Annotated in this window: 26 protein-coding genes and 3 pseudogenes; 15 read left to right on the top strand and 14 right to left on the bottom strand. The window is 69.4% G+C overall.

Translation table 11 applies throughout. From position 1 onward, the window contains the following. Positions 1-374 precede the first annotated feature (374 nt). Positions 375-716 (top strand): NUDIX domain-containing protein, encoded by a 342-nt coding sequence (locus ACFW48_RS13365; protein ID WP_386313745.1) that lies wholly within the window; start codon positions 375-377, stop codon positions 714-716. A 79-nt stretch (positions 717-795) separates the two neighbouring features. On the opposite strand, the gene ACFW48_RS13360 is transcribed toward ACFW48_RS13365, so the two are convergent. The 5 genes from ACFW48_RS13360 to ACFW48_RS13340 form a co-directional block, all read right to left on the bottom strand. Then, positions 796-1,713 carry a cupin domain-containing protein gene (locus ACFW48_RS13360; RefSeq protein ID WP_386313743.1) on the bottom strand — a complete coding sequence of 306 codons (918 nt, stop codon included), beginning with the start codon at positions 1,711-1,713 and terminating at the stop codon, positions 796-798. 79 nt (positions 1,714-1,792) lie between these two features. Beyond that, entirely contained in the window at positions 1,793-2,701 is a 909-nt protein-coding gene (locus ACFW48_RS13355) for a zinc-binding dehydrogenase (protein ID WP_386313740.1), read from the bottom strand. Positions 2,702-2,948: 247 nt separating this feature from the next. Next, a complete protein-coding gene (locus ACFW48_RS13350) occupies positions 2,949-3,077 on the bottom strand; it encodes a PmrA (protein ID WP_386313739.1) in 129 nt (42 codons plus the stop codon). A 358-nt stretch (positions 3,078-3,435) separates the two neighbouring features. Beyond that, positions 3,436-3,867, bottom strand: a complete 432-nt coding sequence (locus ACFW48_RS13345) for a hypothetical protein (RefSeq protein WP_386313737.1) — start codon at positions 3,865-3,867, stop codon at positions 3,436-3,438. A 457-nt stretch (positions 3,868-4,324) separates the two neighbouring features. Next, positions 4,325-5,713 (bottom strand): MATE family efflux transporter, encoded by a 1,389-nt coding sequence (locus tag ACFW48_RS13340; RefSeq protein WP_386313734.1) that lies wholly within the window; start codon positions 5,711-5,713, stop codon positions 4,325-4,327. A 110-nt stretch (positions 5,714-5,823) separates the two neighbouring features. Here ACFW48_RS13340 and ACFW48_RS13335 point away from each other — a divergent pair, with 110 nt between their 5' ends. The 3 genes and pseudogenes from ACFW48_RS13335 to ACFW48_RS13325 form a co-directional block, all read left to right on the top strand. Beyond that, positions 5,824-6,363 (top strand): PadR family transcriptional regulator, encoded by a 540-nt coding sequence (locus ACFW48_RS13335; protein WP_386313731.1) that lies wholly within the window; start codon positions 5,824-5,826, stop codon positions 6,361-6,363. A 711-nt stretch (positions 6,364-7,074) separates the two neighbouring features. Further along, positions 7,075-7,287, top strand: coding sequence for a hypothetical protein (locus tag ACFW48_RS13330; RefSeq protein WP_386313729.1), 213 nt, complete (start codon positions 7,075-7,077; stop codon positions 7,285-7,287). After that, positions 7,284-7,580, top strand: a pseudogene (locus ACFW48_RS13325) (transposase); the annotation flags it as partial. The gene ACFW48_RS13330 and the pseudogene ACFW48_RS13325, both read left to right, overlap by 4 nt. A gap of 36 nt (positions 7,581-7,616) precedes the next feature. Here the strand turns inward: ACFW48_RS13325 and ACFW48_RS13320 are convergent. Further along, positions 7,617-8,345 (bottom strand): SDR family oxidoreductase, encoded by a 729-nt coding sequence (locus ACFW48_RS13320; RefSeq protein WP_386313726.1) that lies wholly within the window; start codon positions 8,343-8,345, stop codon positions 7,617-7,619. Positions 8,346-8,421: 76 nt separating this feature from the next. Here ACFW48_RS13320 and ACFW48_RS13315 point away from each other — a divergent pair, with 76 nt between their 5' ends. The 5 genes from ACFW48_RS13315 (at position 8,422) to ACFW48_RS13295 (ending at position 12,637) form a co-directional block, all read left to right on the top strand. Beyond that, positions 8,422-8,799, top strand: coding sequence for a MerR family DNA-binding transcriptional regulator (locus tag ACFW48_RS13315; RefSeq protein WP_386313724.1), 378 nt, complete (start codon positions 8,422-8,424; stop codon positions 8,797-8,799). Between the two features lie 788 nt (positions 8,800-9,587). Continuing rightward, a complete protein-coding gene (locus tag ACFW48_RS13310; RefSeq protein ID WP_386313722.1) occupies positions 9,588-9,827 on the top strand; it encodes a helix-turn-helix domain-containing protein in 240 nt (79 codons plus the stop codon). Positions 9,828-10,261: 434 nt separating this feature from the next. Continuing rightward, positions 10,262-11,020, top strand: a complete 759-nt coding sequence (locus ACFW48_RS13305; RefSeq protein WP_386313719.1) for an IclR family transcriptional regulator — start codon at positions 10,262-10,264, stop codon at positions 11,018-11,020. A gap of 133 nt (positions 11,021-11,153) precedes the next feature. Continuing rightward, complete coding sequence (locus ACFW48_RS13300) at positions 11,154-11,510, top strand: STAS domain-containing protein (RefSeq protein ID WP_386313716.1); 357 nt, start codon at positions 11,154-11,156, stop codon at positions 11,508-11,510. 668 nt (positions 11,511-12,178) lie between these two features. Continuing rightward, the gene (locus ACFW48_RS13295; protein WP_386314000.1) at positions 12,179-12,637 is read left to right on the top strand and encodes an FhaA domain-containing protein; all 459 of its coding nucleotides are present in this window, start codon (positions 12,179-12,181) and stop codon (positions 12,635-12,637) included. A gap of 7 nt (positions 12,638-12,644) precedes the next feature. On the opposite strand, the gene ACFW48_RS13290 is transcribed toward ACFW48_RS13295, so the two are convergent. Continuing rightward, positions 12,645-12,983, bottom strand: coding sequence for a MerR family transcriptional regulator (locus ACFW48_RS13290; protein WP_386313713.1), 339 nt, complete (start codon positions 12,981-12,983; stop codon positions 12,645-12,647). A gap of 792 nt (positions 12,984-13,775) precedes the next feature. Here ACFW48_RS13290 and ACFW48_RS13285 point away from each other — a divergent pair. The 5 genes and pseudogenes from ACFW48_RS13285 to ACFW48_RS13265 all read left to right on the top strand — a co-directional run. After that, positions 13,776-13,922, top strand: a pseudogene (locus tag ACFW48_RS13285) (MarR family transcriptional regulator); the annotation flags it as partial. Continuing rightward, positions 13,915-14,040 (top strand): hypothetical protein, encoded by a 126-nt coding sequence (locus ACFW48_RS13280; protein ID WP_386314015.1) that lies wholly within the window; start codon positions 13,915-13,917, stop codon positions 14,038-14,040. The pseudogene ACFW48_RS13285 and the gene ACFW48_RS13280, both read left to right, overlap by 8 nt. A gap of 173 nt (positions 14,041-14,213) precedes the next feature. Next, a complete protein-coding gene (locus tag ACFW48_RS13275) occupies positions 14,214-14,345 on the top strand; it encodes a hypothetical protein (protein ID WP_386313710.1) in 132 nt (43 codons plus the stop codon). A 343-nt stretch (positions 14,346-14,688) separates the two neighbouring features. Continuing rightward, the gene (locus tag ACFW48_RS13270) at positions 14,689-15,189 is read left to right on the top strand and encodes a hypothetical protein (protein ID WP_386313708.1); all 501 of its coding nucleotides are present in this window, start codon (positions 14,689-14,691) and stop codon (positions 15,187-15,189) included. Positions 15,190-15,288: 99 nt separating this feature from the next. After that, positions 15,289-15,438 (top strand): hypothetical protein, encoded by a 150-nt coding sequence (locus ACFW48_RS13265; RefSeq protein ID WP_386313706.1) that lies wholly within the window; start codon positions 15,289-15,291, stop codon positions 15,436-15,438. Between the two features lie 236 nt (positions 15,439-15,674). Here ACFW48_RS13265 and ACFW48_RS13260 read toward each other — a convergent pair whose 3' ends face one another. The 5 genes from ACFW48_RS13260 to ACFW48_RS13240 all read right to left on the bottom strand — a co-directional run bounded on the left by ACFW48_RS13260 (position 15,675) and on the right by ACFW48_RS13240 (position 21,549). Then, positions 15,675-16,655 (bottom strand): hydroxyacid dehydrogenase, encoded by a 981-nt coding sequence (locus ACFW48_RS13260; RefSeq protein ID WP_386313997.1) that lies wholly within the window; start codon positions 16,653-16,655, stop codon positions 15,675-15,677. A gap of 95 nt (positions 16,656-16,750) precedes the next feature. Next, the gene (locus tag ACFW48_RS13255; RefSeq protein ID WP_386313994.1) at positions 16,751-17,659 is read right to left on the bottom strand and encodes a carbohydrate ABC transporter permease; all 909 of its coding nucleotides are present in this window, start codon (positions 17,657-17,659) and stop codon (positions 16,751-16,753) included. A gap of 44 nt (positions 17,660-17,703) precedes the next feature. Beyond that, positions 17,704-18,624 carry a carbohydrate ABC transporter permease gene (locus tag ACFW48_RS13250; protein WP_386313703.1) on the bottom strand — a complete coding sequence of 307 codons (921 nt, stop codon included), beginning with the start codon at positions 18,622-18,624 and terminating at the stop codon, positions 17,704-17,706. 329 nt (positions 18,625-18,953) lie between these two features. Next, positions 18,954-20,270 carry an ABC transporter substrate-binding protein gene (locus ACFW48_RS13245; RefSeq protein ID WP_386313701.1) on the bottom strand — a complete coding sequence of 439 codons (1,317 nt, stop codon included), beginning with the start codon at positions 20,268-20,270 and terminating at the stop codon, positions 18,954-18,956. Positions 20,271-20,436: 166 nt separating this feature from the next. Further along, positions 20,437-21,549, bottom strand: a complete 1,113-nt coding sequence (locus tag ACFW48_RS13240) for a substrate-binding domain-containing protein (protein WP_386313698.1) — start codon at positions 21,547-21,549, stop codon at positions 20,437-20,439. 234 nt (positions 21,550-21,783) lie between these two features. Between ACFW48_RS13240 and ACFW48_RS13235 the strand changes: the two genes are divergently transcribed. Continuing rightward, positions 21,784-24,228, top strand: a complete 2,445-nt coding sequence (locus tag ACFW48_RS13235; protein WP_386313696.1) for a polysaccharide lyase 8 family protein — start codon at positions 21,784-21,786, stop codon at positions 24,226-24,228. Positions 24,229-24,243: 15 nt separating this feature from the next. Here ACFW48_RS13235 and ACFW48_RS13230 read toward each other — a convergent pair. Continuing rightward, positions 24,244-24,675: pseudogene (locus ACFW48_RS13230) on the bottom strand (glycoside hydrolase family 3 N-terminal domain-containing protein); the annotation flags it as partial. A gap of 60 nt (positions 24,676-24,735) precedes the next feature. After that, positions 24,736-26,217, bottom strand: a complete 1,482-nt coding sequence (locus ACFW48_RS13225; protein ID WP_386313694.1) for a carboxylesterase/lipase family protein — start codon at positions 26,215-26,217, stop codon at positions 24,736-24,738. Positions 26,218-26,224 lie beyond the last annotated feature (7 nt).

Raw genomic sequence — 26,224 nt, 5'->3', positions numbered from 1 at the left:
CGGCAAAACCCTCGCCCCCGACCGGGCGATGGCGATCCGAGTGCCTCGCGAGGGGCCGTCCGAGTTCGCCCTCCTCGACACCCGGGACGCGGTACAGCGGCTGCGTCCCGTGGACGGGCAGATCATGCTCGCCGCCTACTGGCCCGGCTCGGGAACACCGCCACCGCCCACCTCGCCGACGGCCGGCTCCTCCTCGACGCCCCGCCGCTGGACCGCCGTGACGTCCACGTCCGCTACCGGCCCCGGTGGGACAGCCCCCTCAACCGTGCTCCTGTGCCCGATCGGTTCTCCGTGCAGCAAGCCTGGGCGTGGTGCTTCGTTCCCGACGGCCGGGTCGTCCTCGTCTCCGCCCCGGCCCCCGAGGCGCGCTGCCGATGCTGCCCGGCGGCACCGTGGAGAACACCGACACGACGCCCGAGGACACCTTCCACCGCGAAGCCGCCGAGGAAGCCCAGCTCACCCTCACCGACCCAGTGCGACTGGGCTGGGTGCTGGACGAGACCGGTGAGGTCTACGGCGGGGGTGGGGCCCAACGCCGGGCTCCGTCTGGCCTCCCGGGGGTCACCGCCACCGGGCCGGCGGCCGTCGACCCCGCCACCGGTCACCCCTTCGCCCGCCTGCTCGCCACCCCCGCCCAGACAGCCGCCCCCCTGGGATGTAGCCCGCCAGGAGCCCGGCAAACCCAGCTCGCCGCGGAGACAGCCCGGGAGCGGTAGCCCCTGCCCACCGCTCGCCCCGCCAGGTGGCACGGGGAGGGACGGCACCTGACTGGTGCTGCCCTCTCCCGAGCCCGGATCACTTGCGAAGTCGAGAACGGTACTCGCCCGGGGCCGTGCCTCGGGCACGTCTGAAGGCACGGCTGAAAGCGTGCGGAGAGCCGTATCCGACCGCGCCGGAGATCGACTCGACCGGCTCATCGGTATCGCGGAGCCGGACGGAGGCCAGGTCGATGCGCCACTGCGTCACGTACGCGCCCGGCGTCTGTCCGAGGGCGGACCGGAAACGCCTGGACAGCGTCGCCCGGGAGACGCTCGTCGCGGCGGCCAGGGTCTCCGTGGTCCAGGGGTGTCCCGGTCGGGCGTGGACACATGCCAGAGCGTCGCGCACGACCGGATCACGCATCGCTCCCAGCCATGAGCCGGACTGCTCCCGCGGGTGGCGGGCCAGCCAGGCGCGTACGAACTGGACGAGCAGAAGGTCGACGATGCTGTTGATGGCGGCGGTGGTGCCGATCTGCGGCTGTGCGAGCTCAGCAGCGAGAAGTTCGACGGTCCTTCTGAGCTGCGCGTTCTCCCGGGCTGTGACGTGCATCGGCCGAGCGAGGGAGGTGAGCACGGATGTGCGCACCTCCGGGTCCTGCTCGTAGTGCAGGACGATCACTTCCGTTTGCACCGGCGCCGAGCCCAGCCTCATGGCCCGGCCATCGCCGAAAGCCCGGGCCGCCTCTTCCCGGTCGCAGGAGCCCATCCTCACGCCGGCGCCGCCGGCTATCCCGTGTGCGGTGCCCGGCGACACCAGGACGGCGTCTCCGGCCTGCACCTGAAGAGGATTCTCGCCTGGGACGTGGAGCCACATAGTGCCGCGGGACACCACGTGCAGTGCCGCTCCTGGAGAAGAGTCCAGCCACAGGCCCCAGGTTCCTCCGGCCTTCAGCATGACCCCGAGCGCCCCACGCGCACCCGAAACACGCAAGACCTCCGCCAGCACATCCATGGGTCCATTCTCGTCCACCGCCGCGAACCGCCTACCGTCGGCCGATCGGCCGACGACGCATGTGCCCTCGTCCACAACTTCAGGCCACGTCAAGAACGACCTTTCCGTGCACCTTCCGCGCGAACAGCGCCTGGACGGCGTCGCCCACGTCCTGCCAGTCGCCTCGCAGTCCGACCGGTGCCGAGAGCCTCCCGGCGGCCATGAGGCCCAGCAGGTCCTTCAGCTCCCCGCCGGTGGGCGTCATGTCGCCGTAGGTGGCGATGCTGCGGGGCTCACCGAAGCCGAACAAGGCCCCTGGCGGGAACGTGGTTTCCTGCCCCGATGAGTAACCGACCAGGTGGATGGTGCCGCCCTCGGCGAGGGAACTCCACGCCTGGGCCACCAGCGGCCCGCCGACCGTGTCCAGGACGAGGTCGAACCGGTCGCCGGTCTCGGCCAAGTCGGTCAGGACCCTGTCGGCGCCGAGTTCACGGAGTCCGGCGGCCCGCTCCGGCGAACCGACGAGTGCCGTCACCCGGGCGCCCGCCAACGCCGCCAGCTGGATGGCGAAGTGCCCCACGCCCCCGCTGGCGCCGGTGATCAGCACGTCGCGCGCCAGCAGGGAACGCTTGCGCAGCACTCGGAATGCGGTGACCCCGGCGATCCCCAGCGCGGCGGCGTCGGCCAGGTCCACGGCCTCGGGGACGGTGCCGAGCGAGGCGGTGCTGGCTGCCACCCGCTCCGCCCACGCGTGGGGAGCCATTCCCACGGCGACGCGCGTACCTTCGGGCGGCCCCGAGCCGTCGGATGCGGCGCGCACCACGACGCCGGCCGCGTCGTGACCGTGCACAGCGCCGGCCGGCCACTGGTGCACGTAATTCAGCTCTCCGAAGTTGAGACAGATGTGCCGTATCTCCACCAACGCCTCATCGGTGGACGGTTCGGGCTCATCGACATCGGCGAACCGGACGGGTCCGGCCTCACTGTGATCGACCACAAGGGCGCGCATAGGGGGTGTGTTTCCTTCTCTCGTGGATGTGCCTGAACACTCGGCGCGGCAACAGATCGAGTGCGCAAATGCCGCACTGCCGCCTTCTTGGAACCCTACGCAGGACCGGGACAGCTACCAGCCCCGTGAGAATCAATCAGTTGACGATCTGTGTCAGTGCGGCTCACGGCGCGTCGAGCCCTGCGCCCATCCGGTGGATGGCGCCGCGACGGGCAGACACACCCGACAATGTGATGATCTTGAGGTGTCAGCGATTCCGCTTCCGTCGGGCGGCGGGGTCGCGCTGGGCGACGTGCCGGGCGACCGCGTCGACGCCGGGGCGGGCATACCGCTCCAGGAAGGGGACGGAGGCGTGGCGGGAGCGGGCCAGGAGCATCGGGGTGGAGGTGCCGCCCCACGTGGGCAGCCGCGCGTTTGGCCGACGCCTCCGGCAGCGCCGGATCGTCGGTGACCGCGATGGGGCGGTAGGGGAGCACAATCACCGATTCCGCCCCCCCATGAATCCGGGCAGTCCCCAAGCCCACCTGCGGGAGATCGGCGTCCCGCCACAGCGCGGCAGGACCTCCGCGATCCGCCAACTCGTCCTCCAGGGCCCCGGCCCCCGTCATCGCCAAGGCCCTCGACTACCACGACAAACCGCCACCCGCCCCTGGTCACCGGGGTCGGAGGCACCTGGGCCCGCCCCGGCCCCACGGCCGCCATTGCACACATGCTGGCCCTCCCGGAGAGGAGCCTCACCCGGACCGGTTCCGCCGACGAGCGGCGGGAAGACGGGTGACGGTCCCCGACTGCTCGAGTTGCTCCCGGGTGTGCGCGAGCTCCAAGTCGAGCTCGGCCACGATCCGCCGCAGCGCGGCGCTGAGGGCTTGCTCGTTCGCGAGCCTCGTCGTGACGGCCGCCAGCTTCACCTCGCCGAAGCGGTCGGTGAGTTCCTGCATGGCAGCCAGTGTCGCGTTCTGAGCTTTGACGCGGGCCTCAAACGCTTCCATGAGGTCTCTGTGGTCGCCGTAGGCGACGTCTCGCCTCATGCTGGACTCGCGCAGCAGCTCGATGGCCGTGAGCCTCCCGGTCTCCGACCGCAGTGCAGTGCCGGCAAGGCGGCGGTCCGCAGCATTGCGCAACGCCGCACGCTCGGCTTCTCGGTCTCGGACGCGTCGATTCGTCAAACCATGCCCCTTCCGTCTTCCGCCGCACTGGCGTGGTGGCGCGATGTCGCGGTGGCGTGGTGGCGCGGCCCGGGGCGAGCAGGAGAACAGGTCCTGGATGTCGTCGTTGTCCGGTGCACGGTCGAAGCCTTTGCCACGGTTTCCGTGGACCTGCAGTTCACCTGTCTCGCGTCGTGACTGCGACAGCCGCGGCGCAGGTTGAATACTTCTCCCGGGCGCGTGCCGGAGAGGTAGCAGACGGCCGTGAACAAGGCGCTATTCAGCAGCCGGACCCGCGCCCGGACCTGGACCGGCGAGCCCGAACTGCGCGAGCCGGACAAGTGCACCCAGTGGAAGTTCTGGAATCCCGCCATGCTCCCTGACGACCTTGTCCCCTACACCCGGGTTGCCATCGCCTGCATCCGCGCCGGCCGCCCCTACTCACACGTGCCGACGCTCGGAGACTCCAGCCGCTTCATTAGGCAAGTCGTTTGTCGGGGGAAGAACTGTCGGGTTCTGTGACAGAGATCTTCAGCCGACTGTTGTCGCAGTCAGTGGCTGGCGGATGTTCCGTGCGCCGGTACATCCTGGCGATGGCCGCGCACTGAAGTGCCATGGCGAGCGCCATGGCCAGACAGATGCCGGGCAGCCCCAAGCCCGACAGGCCGTACGCAAGCGCGAGTTGGAGTGCTACGCCGCACACGGTGATCCGCGCGAGAGCCGGGCTGCCACCGCTGCCCTCGAACACGCCGCCCAGCGCGATGAAGCAAGCGAGAAGCACCAAGTATGGCCCCAGGCAACGTAGATAGAGGGCCCCCGCCTCAGCGACCTCTCCCTCGCTGCCGAAAGCCCGCATGACCCACGGTCCGGCGGCGAGCAGTGTCAGCAGGGCAATGAGCCCGAGTGACCCGGCGAGGAGCAACGCCTGTCGTCCGATAGCCCGCCTCTCGTCGCGTCCGGCACCGAGCAGATGAGCGGTGCGGATGGAAGCGGCCTGGCGTATCGCGTAGAAGGCCATGGTCGCGACGTACATCGCCTTCGTCGCGATCCCGTACGCGGCGACCTCACTGACGCCGATCCGGGCGACGATGGTGACGAGCGCGAGCGCCCCCGCCATCCGTGCGACGAAGTCGGCCGACATAGGAAGCCCGGTCGCAGCCGTCCTGCGCGCATCGGCGCTGAGCGAACCGGCCCGGCGCGGGGCCGCCTGGGCTGCCTGTCGCAGCACGCCGTTGCGGTGCAGCGCCACGAAACCGCAGATGAGCGCGACAGTCCGGCTCAGCACTGTGGCGATCGCCGCCCCGCGCACCCCGAGGTCGAATCCCAGGATGAACAAGGGATCCAGCCCGAGAATCAGTCCGTTCGCAAGGATCGCGAGCTTCATCGGGGTGCGGGTGTCTCCCGCACCTTTGAGGATGCCGTCGACGACGTTGGTGGCGAAGAACACCGCGATTCCTGGCAGTGCGATCGAGAAATAGCCAGTGGCGAGAAGCAGTGAGTCGCCGCCGTTGCCGCCGAGTACGAGGTGGGCGAGCGGTTCGCGGCACAGGTATCCACCAATGGCGACCAAGGGTGTGACGAGCGCCCACAGGACCCACCCGCCGCGCACGGCGGAGCGCATCGCTGCCGGATCCTCCGCTCCTCTCGCTCGTGCGACGAGCACAGTCGTGCCCGAGCCGGCGACGAGGATGACGCCGAGCAACAGGTTCTCGACATTCGTGGCAACAGCCACCGCGGCGACAGCTCCACCACCGAGCCGCGCCACCCAGACCATGTTGATGATCCCGGCCGTGACCCCCGCGAGAAGCTCGAAGTAGACCGGATACGCGAGCGACACCAGCCTGCGCCGGTGTTCTGCTTCCCCCATGACCGCACCCCTCTTTTCGCTGTACCTCGTTTCGAGGTACAGCGAAAAGAGATAACATGGCGGGACGGGGCGGGCAAGCGTGCCGGCAAGGACAGGAAGGAGCTCGGGTCATGCTGGAGCTGTCAATCTTGGGTTTCCTCTTCGAGGAGTCCTTGCACGGATACGAGGTGAAAGCTCGTATCCAGGGCCTCAGCGGCCACATCCGCCCAGTAAGTGACGGGGCGCTCTATCCGGCCATCTCCCGGCTCGTGAAAGCGGGTCTGGTCGAGCAGCACACCGAGCCTGGAAGCGGTGCCGCACCCCGCCGGATCCTCTCCCTCACCGAGGCGGGCCGCACCGAACTGCTGGCCCGATTGCGGCACCCCAAGGAGGCCGAAATCACTGATGGACAGCGCTTCTTCACTCTGCTCGCCTTCCTGCACCATCTCCCGGACCGTGCCGAGCAGGCTGCGGTGTTGCGTCGGAGGCAGGCCTTCCTCAACATCCCGGCGAGCTTCTTCTACCGCGATGGCGAGCCCGTGCGAGCCGAGGAAGCGCCCAGCCTCTTCCAGCAGGGCATGCTGCGCATCGCTCGCGCCACCGGCACTGAGGAAAAGAAGTGGCTGGCCGAGGCCATCGGCAGCCTGGAGGGTGAGCACCGACGGGACTGATGGCGGCGCCTGCTTTCCGCCGAACCAACCACGGGCAAGCAGGCGCTGCAATGTCAGCCCGCCCCCCCGGCAGCTCGGCCCCGGCGCGGACGCGGAGTCATTGGATCACGGGCCTCGGTTTCCTAGCGGAAGGCGGCGGTTTCGGCACGATGGACGCAGGTCATGGCTTCGCCGTGGCGGAGTGAACATCCAGGTAGGAGTACCGACAGCTCAGTGCGTGGACGCTGGAGGCATGCAACCGGTCTCCGGATGAGGACGCTGAGCCCGCTTGTTGTCAGCGTGGTGCGGTGGGCTATCAGGATTCGGGCCCATCCTGTTGGGCCTACTGGTGTCGGAGGAGTCTGACGGCTGGGTGCCGTTGAGGTTGGAGAAGAGGTCGTCCGCGCTCTTCCCGCAGGCTGACAGGAGGATGACGGCGATGGCGGCGGTAGCAATACGCTTCCAGGCAGGCACGACTTGATGTCGCGCTTCCTGAGCCAAGGCAGCATGAGTACGGGTAGTACTCAGCACGTGCAACCTCGACGCCTCAGTCGGCTGTATCTACGGTGACGGGCACCATCGACTGATACCCCGACAACTCGTTGTCGTTACGGTTTGGCGGTGTACTCGGCGTGTTGGTGAGCTCGCGCTGGAGGCTGCTCGCATGACGAGAGAGGCGCACGTTGCGACCGGCGCCGTCGGCGGTTGTTTATTCCAGGGGTGCGTGGCCTCGTGAACAGCCCGATGCCGTCGCTGCGGCCGCAGGGGCCGGCATCGTTTCCGAGGCTGAGCGGAAAGCAGTTCGCACAGTTGGAAGCGGAGCTGGCCAAGGGTCCGGCCGCGCATCCCTGGGAGGATCAGCGGTGGACGCTGACGCGGGTCAGAACGGTGATCGGCCGGCGCTTCCACCTGACCTACACGAGGATGAAGCCGGATTCTCCATGAGGCCGCCGCACCGGCCGCGCAGAGACGACGGCCGACGCGACGGGCGCAAAAGCTTCTCCCGGCGCGACTACCGGGACCTGGTGATCGCCGCCCACCAGCAGCTCGGCGGTCCGATCGTCCTGGTCCGGGACAACCTCAACGTCCACAGAGCCGCCGGCCTGCGGCAGTGGGCGGCAGCCCGGGAGTGGCTGACCACCTACTGCCTGCCGCCCTACGCACCCGTCCTCAACCCCGTCGAAGGCATCTGGTCCCTCCTGCGACGCGGATGGCTCTCCAACGTCGCCTTCAGTACCCGACCCCGACCGAAGTCCGTGCGGCCCGAGGGGCCCTCATGCCGCCATCAGCGCCGCCAGAGCGCGGTCCATTGCGGCGTTGAACTCTTCCGGCTTCAGTGGCAGACGGGACTTGACGTCCCGACTCCACTGGTCGGCGAGGACCTCGGCGGAGCCCGCCTCGACACCGTCGAGCGCCGCGTCGGCCAGGTCCGACGGAGCGATCTTGTCCACGGGCCAGCCCGCCGCCATGTCGGTGTCGGCCAGGCCGAGGTGTACCGCTGTGACGAGCGTGCCCTGCTCGGCGAGCTCCAGGCGGACGCCGTTGGTCATGGCCCAGGCGGCGGCCTTGGTCAGGTGGTAGGCATTGGCGCCCTTGCCCCCGAACCACGACATGGCGGAGAGCACGTTGACGATCGAGCCCCCGCCGTTCCTGGCGAGCGCCGGCGCGAACTCCCGGATCATTCCCAGGTGGCCGAACATGTTCGTCTCCAGCTCGTGCCGCACCGCGTCCAGCGAACCGGTCACCAGGTCGGTCCCCGTACTGATTCCCGCGTTGTTGATGAGTAGCGAGACGTCCGGGGCGGCCTCGGCGGCGGCCCTCACCGATGCGGGATCGGCGATGTCGAGGGGCAGCACCTCGACCCCGGGCAGGTCCACGGTCTCCGGTCGGCGGGCCGTCGCGTAGACCTTGCGGGCGCCCCGTTCGAGCAGGCGCTGGGCGAAGGCGCGGCCCAGGCCGCGGTTGGCTCCGGTGACAAGGGCGACGGAGTTGTTGATATCCATGGCCGGTACGCTAAAACCTGACGCTAGCGTCAGAGGCAAGTGCCGGTAGTCAGGGCCAGGGGTGAGAGGAATCACCATGACTGTCACAGTGGCCGCAGCCGAGCGGTTGATCCGCATCGGCGAGGTGGCACGAGGTGCCGGCGTCTCAGTGCGCGCCGTGCGCTACTACGAGCAGCAAGGGCTGCTCATCGCGGAGCGCAGCCCGTCCGGCCAGCGTCTGTACCGGCAGGACGCCATCCCCCTGGTCCGCTTCTTCCAGCAGATGTTCGCCGCCGGCCTCACCAGCCGAAGGATCACCGAACTCCTGCCGTGTTGGGACTCCGGGCACACCGACGCCAAGCAACGAGCCATGCTGCGAACCGAGCGCGAGCGCATCCAGGCCAAGATCGACGACCTGCAGGCCGCCCTGGACCACCTCGACGAGGTCATCGCGATCACGGACACGCACCCGTAGGCGCGGTCGGCCAGACGTCTCATCAGCGATCTGGCCTCGCTGTCTTGGTTGGGGCTGTAGCCGCTGCAGGCCACGCGGGCTTCGATGACCTCTTCCACGGAGAGGTTCAACCCACCTGGTTGCTCCGCGATGCGCGCACCGTAGCGACGTCAAGGGCTGACAGGGATCAGCGCAGGGACGGCCGGTGCGTTGCAGGGTGCGCTTCGGGGTAAGCGCGCCTCTCGGGCAGAGGCCACCCCGTCCGAGGAGGGGGCTATGCGGACGTACTCCGCGCGGAGGGACACGGGACTGCCAGACCGGGTGGTTCTTGCCAAGAGGCCGGAAGTCGTCGCGCAGTCGCGAGACGTTGCCCGCGCATGGGTGGCTGCGCTCCGCCCGGCGGTCGACCCTCATCAGGCTGCCGCGCGCCTCGAACTCGTGGTGTCCGAACTCGTCACCAACTCCGTACGGCACGACGAGGGGCATGGTGCTCCCTTCACCTACAAGCCCATCCGGATGGCATCGCAGTCGTCGTCACCGACGCGGATCCCCGAACGCCGTGCGAGCGGACACCCGACCTCACCGGAGGCACAGGCGGCTTTGGCCGGCCCATGGTGCGCAGCCTGGCCAAGACCGTCACCGTAGCAACGGGGTCCAGCGGCATGACCGTTCGAGCAGTCCTGCCCCGATAGCACGGTCCAGATGGATGCCGCACGGCACGCGGGTTTCCTGACCCACCGAGCCAGGCCAGACGGCCCAGGGAGGATTGCCCTCGGCATGAGAACGCACGGGGTGGGCAGGAGAGACCAATGGACGACCTATCTAAGCTGCTGCAACAGACGATGCGTCGCCGCCACCTGACGCCGCAGGACGTCGCCGACAAGACCGGCATCCGCACCCCCCGCATCCGGGCCTTCGCCGAGGACGGCGCCAAGGGGCCCGTCCGCCCGACCGACGAGGAACTGTCCGAACTGGCCAGCGCCCTCGCACTACCGCTGCCGGCTGTCAAGGCCGCAGGCCGTCCGCGGGTCGCGGCGACCGCACCGTGACCCGCCCCGCAGGGCGTCTGCCCGTCGAAGCCACGGGCGTCGATGAGCGGCTGCCGCCGGCTGGGATAATCGACTGCGGTCCTCTGGGCAGATCAGTTGGCCGTTGATCTGCTCACTGCGTGCCAGGTTGACCTCGGTCGCCGACACTCCCCAAGGTGGCCACCAACGTCGCAGTGCTCCTGGCCCTGCGGGACCTCGGCCGCGTCGGCTCCCGCGTCCGCGTACCCCCTTCTGATTCTTGATTCGCCCTTGGCGGCCTCGAGGCCCGAGCCTGGACCACGCCACCGCCTCCCTTGAGCGCAACGGCGTGATCACCAGGCCATGGTGATCACCCACTGCCCCGCGCCCGATCGGCTTCCGCTACGAGCGGAGGTCGCTGCGTCGGGCGTCCCTTCTGACTTGCCGGGACGTGTACGGCGAAGCAAGGTGGAGGCATGGGTGGTAAGGAAGGCCCCACACTCATCTCGTCGGTGCAGCGAGCCTTCCGGTTGATGGAGGCCGTGGGCGCGCACGAGGGCGGCGTACCGGCCAAGCAGCTGGCGCGCGAGACCGGGCTGGCTCTGGCCACGACCTACCATCTGCTGCGCACGATGGTGCACGACGGCTACGTACGCAAACTCGACGACGGCACATTCATCCTCGGGGAGAAGCTGGGCGCGCTGCACGGGGGAAGCCGCGATCAGACGGCGCTCAGCAGGGCCCGTCCGACGCTCACGGAGCTGCGGGACGGCCTGTCGGCCGCGGCCTATCTGACCTTCTACGAGGAAGGCGAGATCCGGGTTGCGGAGATCGTGGACGGGCCGAAAACCCCCCGTGTGGATCTGTGGGTCGGCTTCGAGGACGCAGGGCATGCCACGGCGCTCGGCAAGTGCGTTCTGCGCGAGCTGGACGACGAAGCCCGCGCTGACTACCTCTCCCGCCACACGCTGAACGATCTCACCCCTCGCACCATCACGCACCGTGCCGAGCTGCTACGACGCCTCGACGACACGACTCATGGCCCTGCAGTCACCGACGTCGAGGAGTACTCCCTCGGCACCGCGTGCATTGCGGTGCCCGTCCGCCAGGGCGACACCATCGGCGCGCTCGGCATCTCCCTGGGCGCCGACCGCGCCACCTCTTTCGAAGGTGCCATGACGACGCTGGTCACCACAGCCGAGCGGGTCACCCGACGGCTCTCGCTCACCATCTGAAAACCAGGCCCTTGCGCCCCCGCGCCCACAGCCCGTCTCCTGGATGAAATGAACAAATCGGTCATATGCGCATAGGAGCAAGGACGTGTGGGATCAGGACGTCGCAGGACCGCACGGGTGGGTCGGTTGCCACGTGACGAACGGCTGGACGGTCGTCGAGGCCAACGGCGAGCTCGACATCTCCTTCTCCCCCCTTGTGCGAGACGAGATAGGCAGGCTCCTCGCCGACGGCCACCGGCACTTCGTTCTGGATCTGTGCGGCGCCTCGTTTCTGGACTCCAGGGGGCTCGGCATGATCGTCGCTGTCACCAAGCGCATCCAGTCCCGTCACGGGTCGCTGCGGATCGCGTGCGCCGACAAACGGCTCCTGCGCGTCTTCTCCCTCGGCGGTCTACGGCCCGCCTATTCGTTCCACGACTCCGTCGAGCAGGCCACCGGGCAGCCTCCCAGCGAGGAAGGACTTGCCGACTGGCCATGCCTACGACGCTGACAAAGCGCTGGCACCACGAGGCCGGCGCATGTTGTCGACCGGTGCGCGGTGACTGTGCACTCGGCGAGTTCGCAGGAGTGGGCAGGTTGCGGGTTGGCGTCGCCGGCGGCCCGTTGGTCGGCTCGTCGTCGAACGAGCCGCGATGGATCGAAGAAGCAGTGGGGTGTTTGCTGAGTTGACGGGCGCCTACTGGCTCGACGACTTGGGATGGTGCTGCCGCGGATGTCGGCACTGCGCGTGCGGCACTGCGCGAGTGTCGTGGTCATGAACTGACACTGTCGCCAGCCTGCAGGCCGCCGGACGCCGCTGTCTGTGCCTGCGCCCCGAGGCCCCGGCGCCACGGGCGGGCAGCGCGACAGGGACCGGGCCGGCGGTGTCGGACTGCTCGCCCCTCGAACCGCCGCTCAGGTTGCCGCCTCGGCGACGCCGAAAGATCGAAAAGGGCCGCCGCCACTGGCTGAGTCCAGGCTCTGCCGGGACGCTCCGCGGCACGGGCTACGGCTGCGAAAGTGCACCCTTGCGAGTGAGCCTGCCCCGCGAACCGTGGGGCAGGTGCCCCCAATGGGACTCCTGGTAACCAGCGAACGCGTCATGGAGCGATGGGCCACGAAGGTGTGGATCCGCTTGCTGCCGGTCAAGCATGAACGGGGCGAAGCCTTGGCCACGCTCTGCGGCAGTGCGACGACAACACGCTGATTGTCGGCCGGCGAAACGTCGTGGTACCCAACGCCTTCGTCATCGAGTTACTGCCGGAGATCCATCGGTTGATCTCCGCCAGTCCTCTGCCGGTGGCACCAGTCCTTGCCGCCGAAGTGCGTCGCCACGCCGCCCAACAGGGTTACACCTTTGCCGGCCCTGTCGCTGTCGACCTGTGTCCCGCACCAGGTGACACAGCCGTCCGGTTCCGCGTCCATAGCCGTATCGCTCCGGCACGTGGACGGCTCGTAGCCACGGGCCTGACCTGTCCCACTGGTGATCAGCGGCAGCTTCAAGCCCATTCCCTGTCCGGTCGACATCTAGGGCAGGGACAGTGGACAGATACCCGCTCGGAGGGCCCTTCACCCTCCTGCCTCTGCCGAACACCCGCGAGGAACAATCCGGCCCAACCATCGTCCGCGAGCAGGTGAGGCCAGGTCAGGCGTCGGTTTTGCCGGAGCGGTCAGCGGGGCGGCGTCGCAGTTCCTCGTTGATGCGCCGGGCTTCTTCGAGTTGGTCTTCCAGGATGACGATGCGGCAGGCGGCTTCGACGGCAGTGCCCTGGTCGACGAGTTCGCGGGCGCGGGCTGCGATGCGCAGTTGGTAACGGGAGTAGCGGCGGTGGCCGCCTTCGGATCGCAGCGGCGTGATCAGCCGGGCTTCACCTATGGCCCGCAGGAAGGCGGGGGTCGTGCCGAGCATCTCGGCTGCTCGTCCCATGGTGTAGGCGGGGTAGTCGTCGTCGTCGATATGGTTGAACGGGTTGTCTGCGGTCATTGGCACCTCTGGTCGGGGAACGCGTCGAGGGGCCTTGGTGCCGTACGACACCAAGGCCCCGAGGGATTTGCAACACCATCTGCCGGCTTACTGCACTGCCGGCCTTCTGTTTCCGCACCGTCCCCCGTCGGGGGGCGGGCAGCTGAGGGATCGCTGATGCGTGACCGTGGGACCACCTTCCGTTCCGGGGCCTGCGGTACCCGGGAGAACCGTTCTCGCCCGGGCGATCCTGATGGCGTCCGCCTCCTTCTCTCTTCCCTCTGATGCACCTCTCGGTACTGCTGGGCACTGCATACTGCCAGCGGCCCTGGTAGGCCGCCCGGCCCGGCGGCCAGCGGCAGGACCCTGGGGACCTCCAGCCCTGCCACTCCACTGCCGTGCCACAACCACTGTTCTGCATGCGGGCAGTTCGTCTCTGCCGCGCCTCACTGACTTCCTGGCTACAACAAGACACTAACCCCAACGACGGCCACATGTCTACATCAGCCGCTACAGATTTCACTCCAAACGGGTGACCGTTTTTCTGTATCCATGCCATCCGTGCAGGTAGGGCGGGACATCTCACTACCGTCCGAGTTCGACGAAGGGCCACCATCGGCGCATGGCACAGCCGCTTCGAGCCGACAGGCGAAGCCGGGCGCAGAAGGCGTGCGGCCCGTACGGGCGGCCCTGCTCCAGCCGGTCCACGCATCGATCGTGGCCCGGCCCCTGGGAAGCCGGCAGCTATTGCCGGGACGGGGCAGAAGGGCACTCAAGCGACGTTCCGGTTCACCACCTGGCCAAGATCGACGCACGCAGCCCCAGCACTGGGTGCTCAACCGCGTGAACGGCGGCCCCGCGGCGCCGAGCCGCGCGGAGGTCGCCGCTCAGCTGACGCACCTTGCCGACGGGCCGCATGGGATCGCCAGAGTCGTGGACCAGTTGCTCCACCGTGAATGGGCTCAGGATCGATGACGGGCAGCGGATGCCGCGCTACGCCCGCTGGGAGCCCGACGCCGCCCGCGACGACATCCGTGCCTACGCCGTCGAACACCTGGCACCGACGGCGGTGTCCTGATCGTGGACGAGACCGGCCTCGTGGAGAAGGGCCGTGGCCCGGCGGGCGCGCGGCGGCAGTGCACCGGCAACTGCCAGGCGGGGTGAGAACTCCCAGGTGGGAGTATTCCTCGCCTACGCCACCAGCCGGGGACGCGCGCTGGTCGACCGGCGGCTCTACCTGCCCGAGCAGTCATGGTGCGCCAATCCAATCCCGAGGGCCGCGACGATGCCGGGATACCCGACGAAGTGCGGTTCGCGACCAAGCCCCGTCTGGCCTGGGAGATGATCGCCGCCGCGCTGGACGCCGGGGTGGAGGCACGCTGAGTGACCGGCGACGAAGCATAAGGGCAGCCCCCGCAGCTTCGCGGGGCGCTGGAGGCACGCCGGACCGGCTGCGTGAAGGCGGTCGCCTTTCCATACGGGTGCGGATCTACCGCCCCGGTCCGGGTCGGTTGTCAGCACCGATGGCAGTGACGTGGCGCTGAACCTGTTCAACTCCCGCGCCCTCTCTCCCCCCAGTAAAGAAGAGGGCACGAGCAGCCACACGCGGTTATGAGCCATGACGAATACCTGCGATGCCGGACAAGAGGCTCGTCGCCAGCCGCTCACGAAGCATGACGCCTCCACTCTGGGACCCCTCCCGGGCCCCGTTGTCTACTCTGCGCCCATGACAGCTCCACGCAGATGGATCCTCGCGATCGCCGCCGCAACGACGATGGCAGGCTGTTCGAGCTCCCCGGAGGCCGCTTCCCCGAAGGCCTCACCACCGGCATCGACCCCGGCCTCGTCCAGCACGCCGACCCCACGGCCAAGCGCCACGGCGACCTCGGCCTTCTGCCTGGATCTGCCGACCCTCCAGGTCGGCGTCATCGCCTACAGCGCCGAAGTCGGTGCGGCGATCGAAGGGGAGCCGCTGGACTTCGAAGAGCTGCGGAGGAAGGCCACCTTGATCGCCGACATGGGCGAGAGGATGCAGGCGAGCGCGCCGCCGGACATCGCCCAACACTTCCGTACGGTGCTCAAGGCAATCGATACCTCGGCAAGCCATCTGAAGTCGGGCGCCAAGACGCGTGATGTCGTGGATCCCGTGTACGGCGAGCGCAACCGTCCCGCCTTCGACGCGGTGAACGACTACGACTGCGGCGCTGCCTTCCAGGGCAAGGCATGAAGACCGCCGACAGGGTCATCACCCGGGAACTCACTGGAGCTGGGAGCTGACCCGCAGGTTCGCCCAGACCTCCGGGGCCGACCCGGAAGTATGCGGCCCGTGTGGGAGTCGGAGAAGCTCCGGCCCAAGACCGGCATCCGGCCCGCCGTCCCCGAGGCCCCGGCCCTCAGCGCCACCGAACAGCCGCGTACCGCCGTCCACGCCCTGCGCCTGCGGGCGGGCATGGGGTCGACGAGCACGCCGGGGTGAGCGACGTGATGTTCGGCGGGCAATGCCTGCTCGACGCCGTCGTCGCACTCGCCACCTGAGCGCACGCATCAAGATCGAGACGCTGGAGGAGCGGGTCGCGGCCTTGGTCGCCGCGGCCGGCGCTCGGGGCCCCGTGGTCGGCACCCGCCCCCTCGACCAGGCCGTCGCAGACCACAGCGCTGCCCACCGCGCGATGGTCCCGCTGCCCCGGACTGCCGATCGTCAGAACAGCAGCCTCACGCCGTCCGGGCCAGGTCCTGGGGTCCCACACTGTGGGCGAAGGGCATGCCCCGGGCGTAGCGGGAGATCTCGGCGGCTGCGTAGTCGGCCATGCGACCGAGCTCGCTGCCCAGCGATCCCGCGATGTGCGGGGTCAGGAGCACGTTGGGCAGCCGGTACAGCGGTGACTCGGCCGGCAACACCTCGGGGTCGGTGACGTCGAGAACCGCGTGGATGCGGCCGGACGTCAGGTGGGTGATGAGTGCGTCCGTGTCGACCAGGGAGCCGCGTGCGGTATTGATCAGTGTGGCGCCGTCGGGCAGCAGGTCCAGCCGCCTGGCGTCGAACATGTGATGTGTCTCGGGTAGTTGCGGAGCGTGGATGGAGACGACATGACTGCGCCGGGTCAGTTCGTCGAGGCCGACGGACCGCGCCCCGAGAAGGGCGGCACCGGCGTCGTCCAGATACGGATCGTGGACCAGGACGGTGAAGTCGAACGGGCGCAGCAGTTCCATCACACGGCGGCCGGTACGAGAGGCTCCGACGATGCCGACGATGCGCCGGTAGTTGCCGTGGCCGGCGAAGTAGGGCAGCAGGGGGTAAGCGGCGCGCTGTTCACGGTAGGCGCGGGCGCTCTCCAGGATCCGCTTGCCCGCGAGAAGGATCGTGGCCACCGTGTACTCCGCGACCGGCAGCGCGTTGGCGGCTGCCGCGCTGGAGACGACGATGCCGCGTGTCCACACGGCGTCGGTCACATGGTGCTTGACGGATCCGGCGGCGTGGACGACTGCTCGCAGCCGGGGCATCGCCGCGAGGGCCCGCTCCGTCAGCGGCGGGCAGCCCCAGTGGGTGAGCAGGACCTCCGCCCTGGTGAGGGCCTCGGCGGCGGACGGGTCCGCGAAGTCGGTGACCAACAGGTCGGGATCGAGGTCGGCCGCCTCGCCGAGCAGGTCGATGGCGCCCTCTTCACGCAGGGCGTCGCGGGTCTCCAGGGACATCGCGAGGACGGTGCGGGGACGCCGCGGGCGGGGGCCGGGTGTGAGGCGGGGCAGTTCGGACGCGGCCGGCGCCGCGGTGTGCCTGTCGGTCATCGTCACTTCACCGCGCCCGCGGTCAGTCCGGAGCGCCAGAAACGCTGGAGGCAGACGAAGGCGATGATCAGGGGAAGGACCGAGATCAGGGCCCCCACGATCGTCAGCATGTAGAACTCCGGGTTCTGCTGGGAGGACTTGCTCCAGATCGCCAGGCCGAGGGTGACCGGGTAGAGCTTGTCGTCGCTCAGCATGTAAAGCGGCAGGACGAAGTTGTTCCAGCTCGATGTGAAGGTGAAGAGGAACAGGGTGACGAAGCCCGGGGCGACCATCGGCAGGCCGACCGAGCGGAATACGCGCCACTCCCCCGCGCCGTCCATGCGGGCGGCCTCGATCACCTCGTCGGGGATGTACCCCTCGGAGAACACTCGGGCGAGGTAGACGCCGAAGGGGTTGACCAGCAGGGGAACCAGGACGGCCCAGTAGGTGTTGTCGAGGCCCGCCTTGCCGGCCAGCAGGTACTGCGGCAGCACGAGGACGGCACTCGGGACGAGGACGCCCAGCAGCACCAGGCCGAACAGCTTCTCCTTGTGCCGGAAGTCGTATTTGTCGAAGGCGTAACCGACGGCTGTGCTGACGAAGGTGGAGGCCAGGCAGCCCAAGCCGAAATACAGGACGCTGTTGAGCAGCCAACGTCCGTAGATACCGTCACCGTAGGAGAACAGATCACCGAGGTTGGTGAAGAGGTTGAAGTCGGCGAAGGTGAAACCGCCGGTGCCGACGAGATCGCCGTGGGACTTCGTGCTGGCGACGAAGAGCCAGGTCAGGGGCATCAGGGTGTAGCAGGCGAAGAGGATGAGGAGGCCGTTGACGACGGTTTTCGAGGTCCATGAGCCACTCGGACGGACGCGCTTCCGGGCTCCTGGGCGAGGGCCGGGTGGACGCCTCCGCGCCTTCGGGCCGCCTCCCATTCCTCCGGTGCGGGGGGCGGGACGCCCGGTGACGGTGTGGGTGGTCATGCTGCCTTCCAGCGGTTGCCGAGCTTGGTGACTGCGTAGGAGAGGGCGCCGGCCGTCAACGCGATCAGGATCGCCGCCGCGGAGGCGAGGCCGGGCTGGTGGTCGACGAAGGCCGCCTTGTGGACGAACATCACCGGTGACCAGTCTCGGTTGATGGCCTCCGACTGTGTGGTGAGCATGTAGGGCTCGTTGAAGAGCTGGATGGCGCCGACGCAGGTGAACAGGAGGCTGAGGACCAGGGCGGAACGGATGTGGGGAACCTTGATCTGGAGCGCTGTGCGGATGGCTCCGGCGCCGTCCATCGTGGCCGCTTCGAGCGTCTCCCGGGGGATCGCCTGGAGCGCGGCGTAGAGGATCACCATGTTGTATCCGACGTAGTGCCAGGTCACGATGTTGACGACCGAGGGGATGGCCAGGGGCGCGGAGAAGAAGTCGACGCTGAGGCCCACGGAGCCGAACCAGTCCATCACCGGGCTGAGACTCGGGGAGTACAGGTAGACCCAGATGATGGCGGCGATCACGGTGGGCACCGTGTAGGGCAGGAAGAGGGCGAGCTGGAACAGCCGCCTGGCCCGTGCGACGGTCGAGTCCAGCAGCAGGGCAAGCAGCAGCGCCGCGCACGTCATCAGCGGGATGTAGACCGCCACGTAGCCGATGACGTGGACGAAGGAGGCGCGCAGGGCCGTGTCGCCCAGTGCGTCGGCGTAGTTGCCGAGGCCGACGAAGACACTCTCGGTACCTCCGAAGCCGAGGCCGGAGGACCGCTCCGCGAAGAGGCTCGTCCAGATGGCGTAGCCGATCGGGGCAACCATGACGAGCGTGAAGAGGACGAAGAAGGGCACGAGGTAGGCCGCGGCGGCACGCCGTTGGGCGCGCCCGGCCGGGGGGCGGGCAGGGGATGGAGCCGGAACTGTCATGGATTCTCCTGACCGGGGCGCCGGGCACGGCGGGACCGGAACAGTGTCGGATCGGGGGGGAGGCGGCCGGACGGGTCGGGACCGGGGGTGGTCTGCCGCGGAGGTGCACATACCTGTCGTGGTGTGGCCGGCTCGCTACCGGACTTGCGTGGCGCGCTGCGCGGAGATGCGATCCGGTCGTCGGCGGCGCTCACGTGACTCGCCGCGGAGTCGGCATGGCATCTCCGCGGCAGCCACCCGCGCCGGGCCGGGCCCGGATCGCGGTCGGCGGTTTTCGCCGGTCGCCGGTATTCGGCGGCAGGCGGTACTCGGCGGCCGCCGGGCGCGGCTCAGCCGGCGGTCTTCAGTCCGCGGTCGTCGAGCGCCTTCAGCGCGGCCCGCTGGGCAGCCTCGAAGCCGGCCGACCAGCCGCCCTTGGCCACGGCGCTCTCGAACGCCTCGTTCACCGAGCCCTGCACCGGGCCCCAGGTCCAACCGGTGACGACGGTGTCCACCTGTTCGGCGGCGACCTGGTAGAGGTCGTTGGCGAAGTAGCCGTCGGCGGCTCGGGCGAACTCGGTCGCCGCCACCTTCTGCAGGCCGGGGTCGGCGGGCAGGACACTACTCGGTGCCTCGGCATCGGCGAGTCGGGCCTTCATGGCTGCCGGGTCGGTGGTGAGCCACTTGATGAACTCCGTCGCGGCTTCCGTGTGTTCGCTGCCCTTGGGTACGGCGAAGGAGGTGCCGCCCCAGGTTCCGGTCGCCGGCGTGCCGTCCCACGTGGGCAGCGGCGCCACGGCCCACTTGCCCTTCTGTTCCGGTGTCTGGGATATCAGACCGGCTCCGCTCCAGGGGGCGCCGATGAAGGCGGCAACCTGGTTCTTCTTCTTGGCGGTGCTCTCCTCCTCACTCCATGCGGGGTGGTTGAGCACCAGGCCGTCTCTCACCAGGCCGTCCCAGAACCCGGCGACCTTCTGGGCGGGCTTGTCGTCGATGTTCACCGTCCAGGCGTCGCCCTCGACGCCGAAGCCCTGGGAACCCGCCTGCCAGGCCAGTCCGTTGATGAAGGGGATGTCGCCGCCCTTGGGGACGTTGAGGATGCGGGTCCCCTTGTCGGCGGCCTTGATCTTCTCCGCCGCCTTCTCGAACTCGGCCCAGGTGGCCGGAACCTCCACGCCGGCCTGCTCGAACAGGTCGGTCCGGTAGTAGAGGAGCTGCGGGGTGACGTCGAACGGGACGCCCCAAGTACGGCCGCCCGGAGTGACCAGCGACTGCAGGCTCTCGGGGAACGACTTGACCAGCTTGCCGGAGTGTTCGGTCAGGTCCTCGAGGTTTCCCTGGCTGGCGAACTCGGGGAGCATCGCGTACTCCATACCCACTACGTCGGGTGCGCTGCCGGCCTTGATCGCGCTGTCGATCTTGGAGTAGCCGTCGGTCCCGGCGGTGATCTCGGTGTACTCGACCTTGATGTCCTTGTGCGTGGCGTTGAACTCGTCGACGACCTCCTCGGTGCCGACCATCCAGGACCACATGGTGAGGGTGACCGGTTCACCGTCCGACGCCCCGGACGTGCCGCCGCCCTCGCCGCCGCAGGCGGTGGCGAGGAGGGCCAGACAGCCCAGGGAGGCCGTGAGGGCGAGGCGGGGTATGCGATGGGCGGGCTTCATGAGCACTGGCTCCTCGATGAGCAAGGCGCCTCAGCGACCGGAGGCGATTGCGGTCATCATTTGCGCAGAACGATCGCCCGTCAAGAGCAAACAACCAATTCGATCAAAACAATCAGTAAGGAAGTCAGCGAATGCCTGCTCCGCTCCGCGCTGCCAGACGGAGGGCTCAGCCCCGCGGGGCTGAGGACGCCCGCACCGTGAGACGGGGTACCAGCGAGACGTGCCGGCTCGGCGCCGAGGCACCCGGGCCGGCGCCGAGCCGGGCGAACATCATCTCGACGGCCGCCTCCCCCACGGCCGACCGCGGCGGGGCCACGGCGGTCAGCGGCACATCGGCCAGCGCCGCCATCTCGTCCTCGTACGCCACAAGCGATACGTCGCCCGGGAGGGAGAGACCCCATTCGCGCAGCCGTTGCACGACGCCGATCGCGGTCTGGTCGTTGTGGACGATCGCTGCGGTGACCCCGTCGTCCGCCACCGACCGGTGCAGCAGCCGAGCCGCGGCCTCCAGGCCGGCCGGGTCCTCCGGATCGACCGTCACGATCGGCGGCACTGACAGGCCACGGGCCGCGACGGCGGCCTCGTACCCCTCCCGGACCTGCGGTGACGTCGGGTTGTCCTGGGCGAGCAGGGCGATCCTGTCGTGCCCCAGCCCGGCGAGATGGTGGACGGCGGCGGCACCACCGAGCACGTGGTCGGAACGCACGCTGTCCAAACCGGCCAGCCGGCCCCCGAGAGGGACGCGCCGGTCCACCAGGACGGCCGGAACCCCCAGCGCCAGCAGCTGTTCCTCCTGCGCGGAGCTGGGCACCCCGCGTTCCCAACTGGGCTGGAGCAACAGGCCGTCGACGCCACCGTCGAGCATCCGCCCGATCTGTGCGGTGTCCTCCTCGGATCGCCAGTGCGCGATCCCGAGCACCAGTCGGCCGCCGCGCGCGGCGACGGCGTCCTGGGCGCCCCTGACCAACTCCGCGAAGTAGTGCTCCATGCTGGGCACGACCATGCCCAGGACGACTGCGGCGGACGCCGGTGGTACGGACGCTTCCGCGCCGGAGGCCGTCAGTTCGGGGGCGTGCCCGACCGGCCGCGGCGGCTCGGGCCACGAGACCGAGCCATGCAGTCTGGTCAGCCGCCCCTGCTCGGCCAACGTCTCGACATCGCGCCGCACGGTGACGGCGGAAACCCCCAGTTCCCCCGCCAGTTCCGTGACCCGGAGACTGCCCCGTCTGCGCACGATCTCCAGCACCCGTTCATGGCGCTGATTGACATGAGACCGCATCCGTCGTCCTCCCGGTGAACCCCCGATTGCTGCGCGTTCTACCGTACTCTACTGATCGAATCTTACGTGCCTTACGTATTGAGCATCTTGCACACATCGTGCTAGAAACCACCCACCCGCACTCCTTCACCGTGCTTCCCGCTTCCCCCGCTCCGGCCTGCCGCCAGTCAGCTCTCCCTCGTCGGGGCGAGGGCCCCTCCTCTCCCCTCCCCTCCCTCCAGCCTTGGAGACATCATGCCGACACCCTGGTCCCGCCGCGGATTCGTCAAGGCGACGGGCGGTGCTGCCGCCGCGCTGAGTCTTGCCGGAACCGCCTCGGCGACGATCCCGGCCAGCTCCGCCCACGCCGCGCCCGCCGAGTTCGAGAACCTCAGAACCACCTGGCGCGGGCTGGTGCTCGGCTCCGGTTTCAGCCCCACCGCGGAGCCCTTCGCCTCCAAACTCGCGCAGTTGGGCACGAGCGCCGCCGACTGGAGGAGCACGATGCGGCCCGCGCCGGGCTCCCTGTGGCCGGGCATGGTGTGGCTGGACCCGGAGCCCGACACGGACACCGAGTCGTACAGCTACTCCGCACAGATCCAGCTCACCTTCCAGCGGCTGCGTTCCATGGCCGAGGCCTACGCCCAGCCCGGCACCGGCCTGACCGGCGACGACGCCTTCGCTCAGGACGTCGTGACCGGCATCCGGCACGCGGTCAGCGACGTCTACCACGCGGGCCAGGCCCGCTACGGCAACTGGTACAACTGGCAGATCGGCGGCCCCCAGGCGCTGCTGGACGCGGCGGTCATCCTCTACGACCACCTGGACGCCGAGCTGATCGCCACGATCACGGAAGCCGTCCGCAGCTTCGTGCCGGACAGCGCGGTGGCGTCCTACACGGGCACCTCCACCGGTGCCAACCGCGTCGACCTGTGCCGGACGATCGCGCTCAGCGGCCTGGTCGGTGAGGACGCCGACCGGCTCACCGTCGCGGCCGGGGCGCTCTCTCCCGTCTTCCCCTACGTGACCTCCGGGGACGGCCTCTACCGTGACGGCTCTTTCGTCCAGCACACCTGGGTGCCCTACGCCGGATCGTACGGCGCGGACCTGTTCACCGGCCTCAGCCTGCTGCTCGCGCTGCTCGCCGGCTCCCCCTGGGAGGTCACCGACCCCGCCCGGCAGAACTACTTCCACGCCGTCGAACAGGCCTGGGCGCCCTTCCTCTACAACGGTCTGTGCATGGACGCCGTCTCCGGTCGCGCCATCGCGCGGGGACTGCCGCCAGGTGATCCGAGGGGCGCCAACGACGACCACCTGCGCGGCCATTCGATCATCGCCTCGATCGTGGCCCTGGGCGCGGCCGCGAGCACCGAGCAGAACGCGCGCTGGCGTGCCCTGGCGAAGGGATGGATCCAGCGGGCCTACTTCAGCCCTCCGCACACCAACCCGATGCTCGGTGTCTACAAACTCGCCCAGCTCCAGAGCGTCGTGGCCGACACCGCGGTCAAGCCCCTGCCTGAGCCGGTCGCACACCGCCTCTTCCCCTCCCAGGACCGAGCGGTGCACCGGCGCCGCGGATGGGCGGCCTGTCTGTCCATGGCGTCCGATCGCATCGCGCACTACGAGTGGGGCAACGGAGAGAATCTGCGCGGCTACCACACCGGCGCCGGCTGGCTCTCCTGGTGGGGGGACGACTACGCCAACGAGCAGTACTCACAGACGTTCTGGGCCACCGTGGACCCCAACCGACTGCCCGGCATCACCGCCTCCCGGAAGAGGCTCGCCGACGGTCAGGGCGGCCAGTGGGGCGCTGAACGCCCCGCGGTGAAATGGGTCGGCGGCACGACCGACGGCACGTACGCCGCGGTGGGCCAGCACCTGAAGGGCCTGGCCTCGACACTGGAAGCACGCAAGTCCTGGTTCTTCCTGGACGAGGGGATCGTCTGTCTCGGCGCCGGCATCACCGCTTCGGACGGCGAGGCAGTCGACACCGTGGTCGACAACCGCCGCCTCGGCCCCACCGGCACCAACGCCCTCACCGTGGACGGCCGCCGCAAGCCCGCCTCGCCGGGCTGGACGGAGACACTGACCGATCCGAGCTGGGCGCACATCGCCGGCCACGGCGGCTACGTCTTCCCGGCAGGCGGCCGCGTCACGGCACTGCGCGAGGAGCGCAGCGGCCGATGGAGCGACATCAAGACCGGCTCCTCCACGACCGCCTTCACCGACCGCTATCTCACCCTGTACGTCGACCACGGCACCGATCCGGTCGACGGCACCTACGCCTACGTCGTGTTGCCCGGCGCCGGCGCCGCCCGCACTGCCGCCAGTGCCGTGAGCGCACAGGGCCTGCTCAGAACGCTCGCCAACACGGCACAGGCCCAGGGCGTCCACGTACCCTCCCTCGGGGTCACCGCCGTCAACTTCTGGACCGCCGGGACGGTCGGCGACCTCACCGCCAGCGCCCCCTGCTCGGTACTGATCCGGCGCCGGCGCGACGGGACCGCGGCCGTCTGCGTCTCCGACCCGACCCGTACCCTGACGACGCTCACCGTGACGTGGCGGCACCGGGTCACCGCGGTCCTCTCGCGACCCGGCACGGTCGAGCGGGCCGTACCCGGCCGTAACCTGACCCTCACCTTCGGCGATCTCACCGGCGAGGCGGGCGCCACCCAGAAAGTCACGGTCAGGACCGAATGACGAGCTCAGACCGCCGTTGTTCGCGGCGAAGTGCTTCAGCGAGGCGCCGACGCCCTGACTCTGCAGGCCGTTGACGATGGCGGCGCCGAGTTCGCCGGCCAGGAGGGGGTCTTCCGGAGAAGTACTCGAAGTTACGGCCGCACAGCGGCGAGCGCTTCATGTTGATGCCGGGGCCGAGAAGGACGGAGACGTGCTCGGCGCGGCATTCGCGGCCGCGGGCGGGAAACAGGTGGCCCGGACGCTGTCGAGGAGGCCCAGGTGGTCGCCGGCCTCGGGCTGCTTGCGCAGGCCGTGCGGTCCGTCGGCGAGCATCACGGACGGGATGCCGAGTCGCTCCAGGGGCTGGGTGCGCCAGAAGTCCGAGCCGTCGAGCAGCGCGGCCTTCTCCTTGGGGGTGAGTTCGGCGAGCAGTGCCGGGATGTCGAGGCGCGCGGAATCAGTCGTCATGCGTCAACTCCAGGTAGGTGCGAAGGAGAGAAACCCACGTGCGGCGTGGTCCGCCTCGGATCACCGCGACGGCTGGGGCCGCGCCCAGATCTTCCTTATGGCGCGCAGCGGATCGTGCCGGACGCGCGGTGGGTCGTTCCAGAGCATGGTCGCGCGGTCCTCACAGCTGTAGCGCGGCCATGACGGTCCCGGGTCCAGGTCTCGGACGAACGCGACCCAGGCCGCGTGCATGGCGTCGGCCAGGTGTTGCGGCGGGCTCTCGCCGAGTGCGGCGGTGACACCCTCGGCTTCGAGGAGGTCGAAGGCGTACGGCAGGTCCGCGCAGTGGTACGCCGGGCCTTGGGCGGTGGCTGACCAGAGGAACTGGTAGAGCCACGTGGGGCGTTGGCGCCGCGCCCGGGCTTCAGCGATGGCCAGCGCCGGTGCGCGGAACAACCTGTCGGTGAGGGCATGGCCACACAGGGCGCCCGGCTCACTCGCGCAGTCGGCGTACGTGTCGAGGAAGAGCCGGGTGCGCTGCTCGTCGAGGCCGAGGGCGGCGAGCATGCCGTGCAGGTCGGCGTCGGTGAGGCCGGGTTGCGGCATGCCGTTGAACTCGTGCGCGGTGAAACCGGCCATCAGCGGTACGTCTGCGCCCGCGTCGCCGATGGTGAGGGCGTCGGGCACCGCCTGGGGGATCAGCTCGCCGTCGGCGAAGGGGGCGAGGGTGAGCGTGGGCAGCCGCCGCCGGCCGGGTGCGGGAGCGGTGAGCGCGTCCTGGTGGGCGAGGAGGTCGGCGTCGGTCATGCGCTGGAGCGCGGCAGCGGTGGCGGGGACGCCGGTGCGCTGGGTGAACCGTGCGGTGACGGCCTCGGCCGTGTACCGGTCCTGCGGCTCCATCACGGCGCCGGACGCGGAGATCGCCGCCCGGAACAGGCCCCGGGCGGTGGGCGTGGCGAGCAGGGTCTGGACGGCGCCGCCGCCCGCCGACTGGCCGGCGATGGTGACCTTGGCGGGGTCGCCGCCGAAGCAGCCGATGGTGTCGCGGACCCACTCCAGGGCCGCGATCCAGTCGCGTACGCCCCGGTTGTCGGGCGCGTCGGGCAGGTGGAGGAAGCCCTCGATGCCGAGTCGGTAGCCGAGGGAGACGAGGACGACGCCGTCCCGGTTGAAGGACCCGCCGTCGTACCACGGGCTCGCGGCCGAGCCGGCGACGAAGCCTCCGCCGTGGATCCACACGAGGACCGGCAGGCCGGCGGCGGATGAGGGGTCGGGGGTGAAGACGTTGAGGTTGAGCGTGGCCGGGCCGGGGATGGTCGGCTCGGGGATGGTGGTGACCTCGGCGAACGGCCTGCGCTGTGCGGTCGGTCCGTAGGAGGTGGCGTCGAGGACGTCCGTCCACGGGTCGGGCGGCACGGGTGCGGCGAACCGGAGTTTCCCGACGGGCGGTCGGGCGTAGGGGATGCCGAGGAACCGTACTCCGGTGGCGTGGCGCTCACCGCGTACCGGGCCGTGCGGCGTCCGGAGAACGACGGACGTCGTGGCGGTGGTGTCGTGGCTCACGAAAGAC

Origin of the sequence: Streptomyces sp. NPDC058812 (assembly GCF_042744565.1) — a bacterium.
Taxonomy (GTDB): domain Bacteria; phylum Actinomycetota; class Actinomycetes; order Streptomycetales; family Streptomycetaceae; genus Streptomyces; species Streptomyces thinghirensis.
This window is presented reverse-complemented; position numbering and strand designations above follow the sequence as displayed.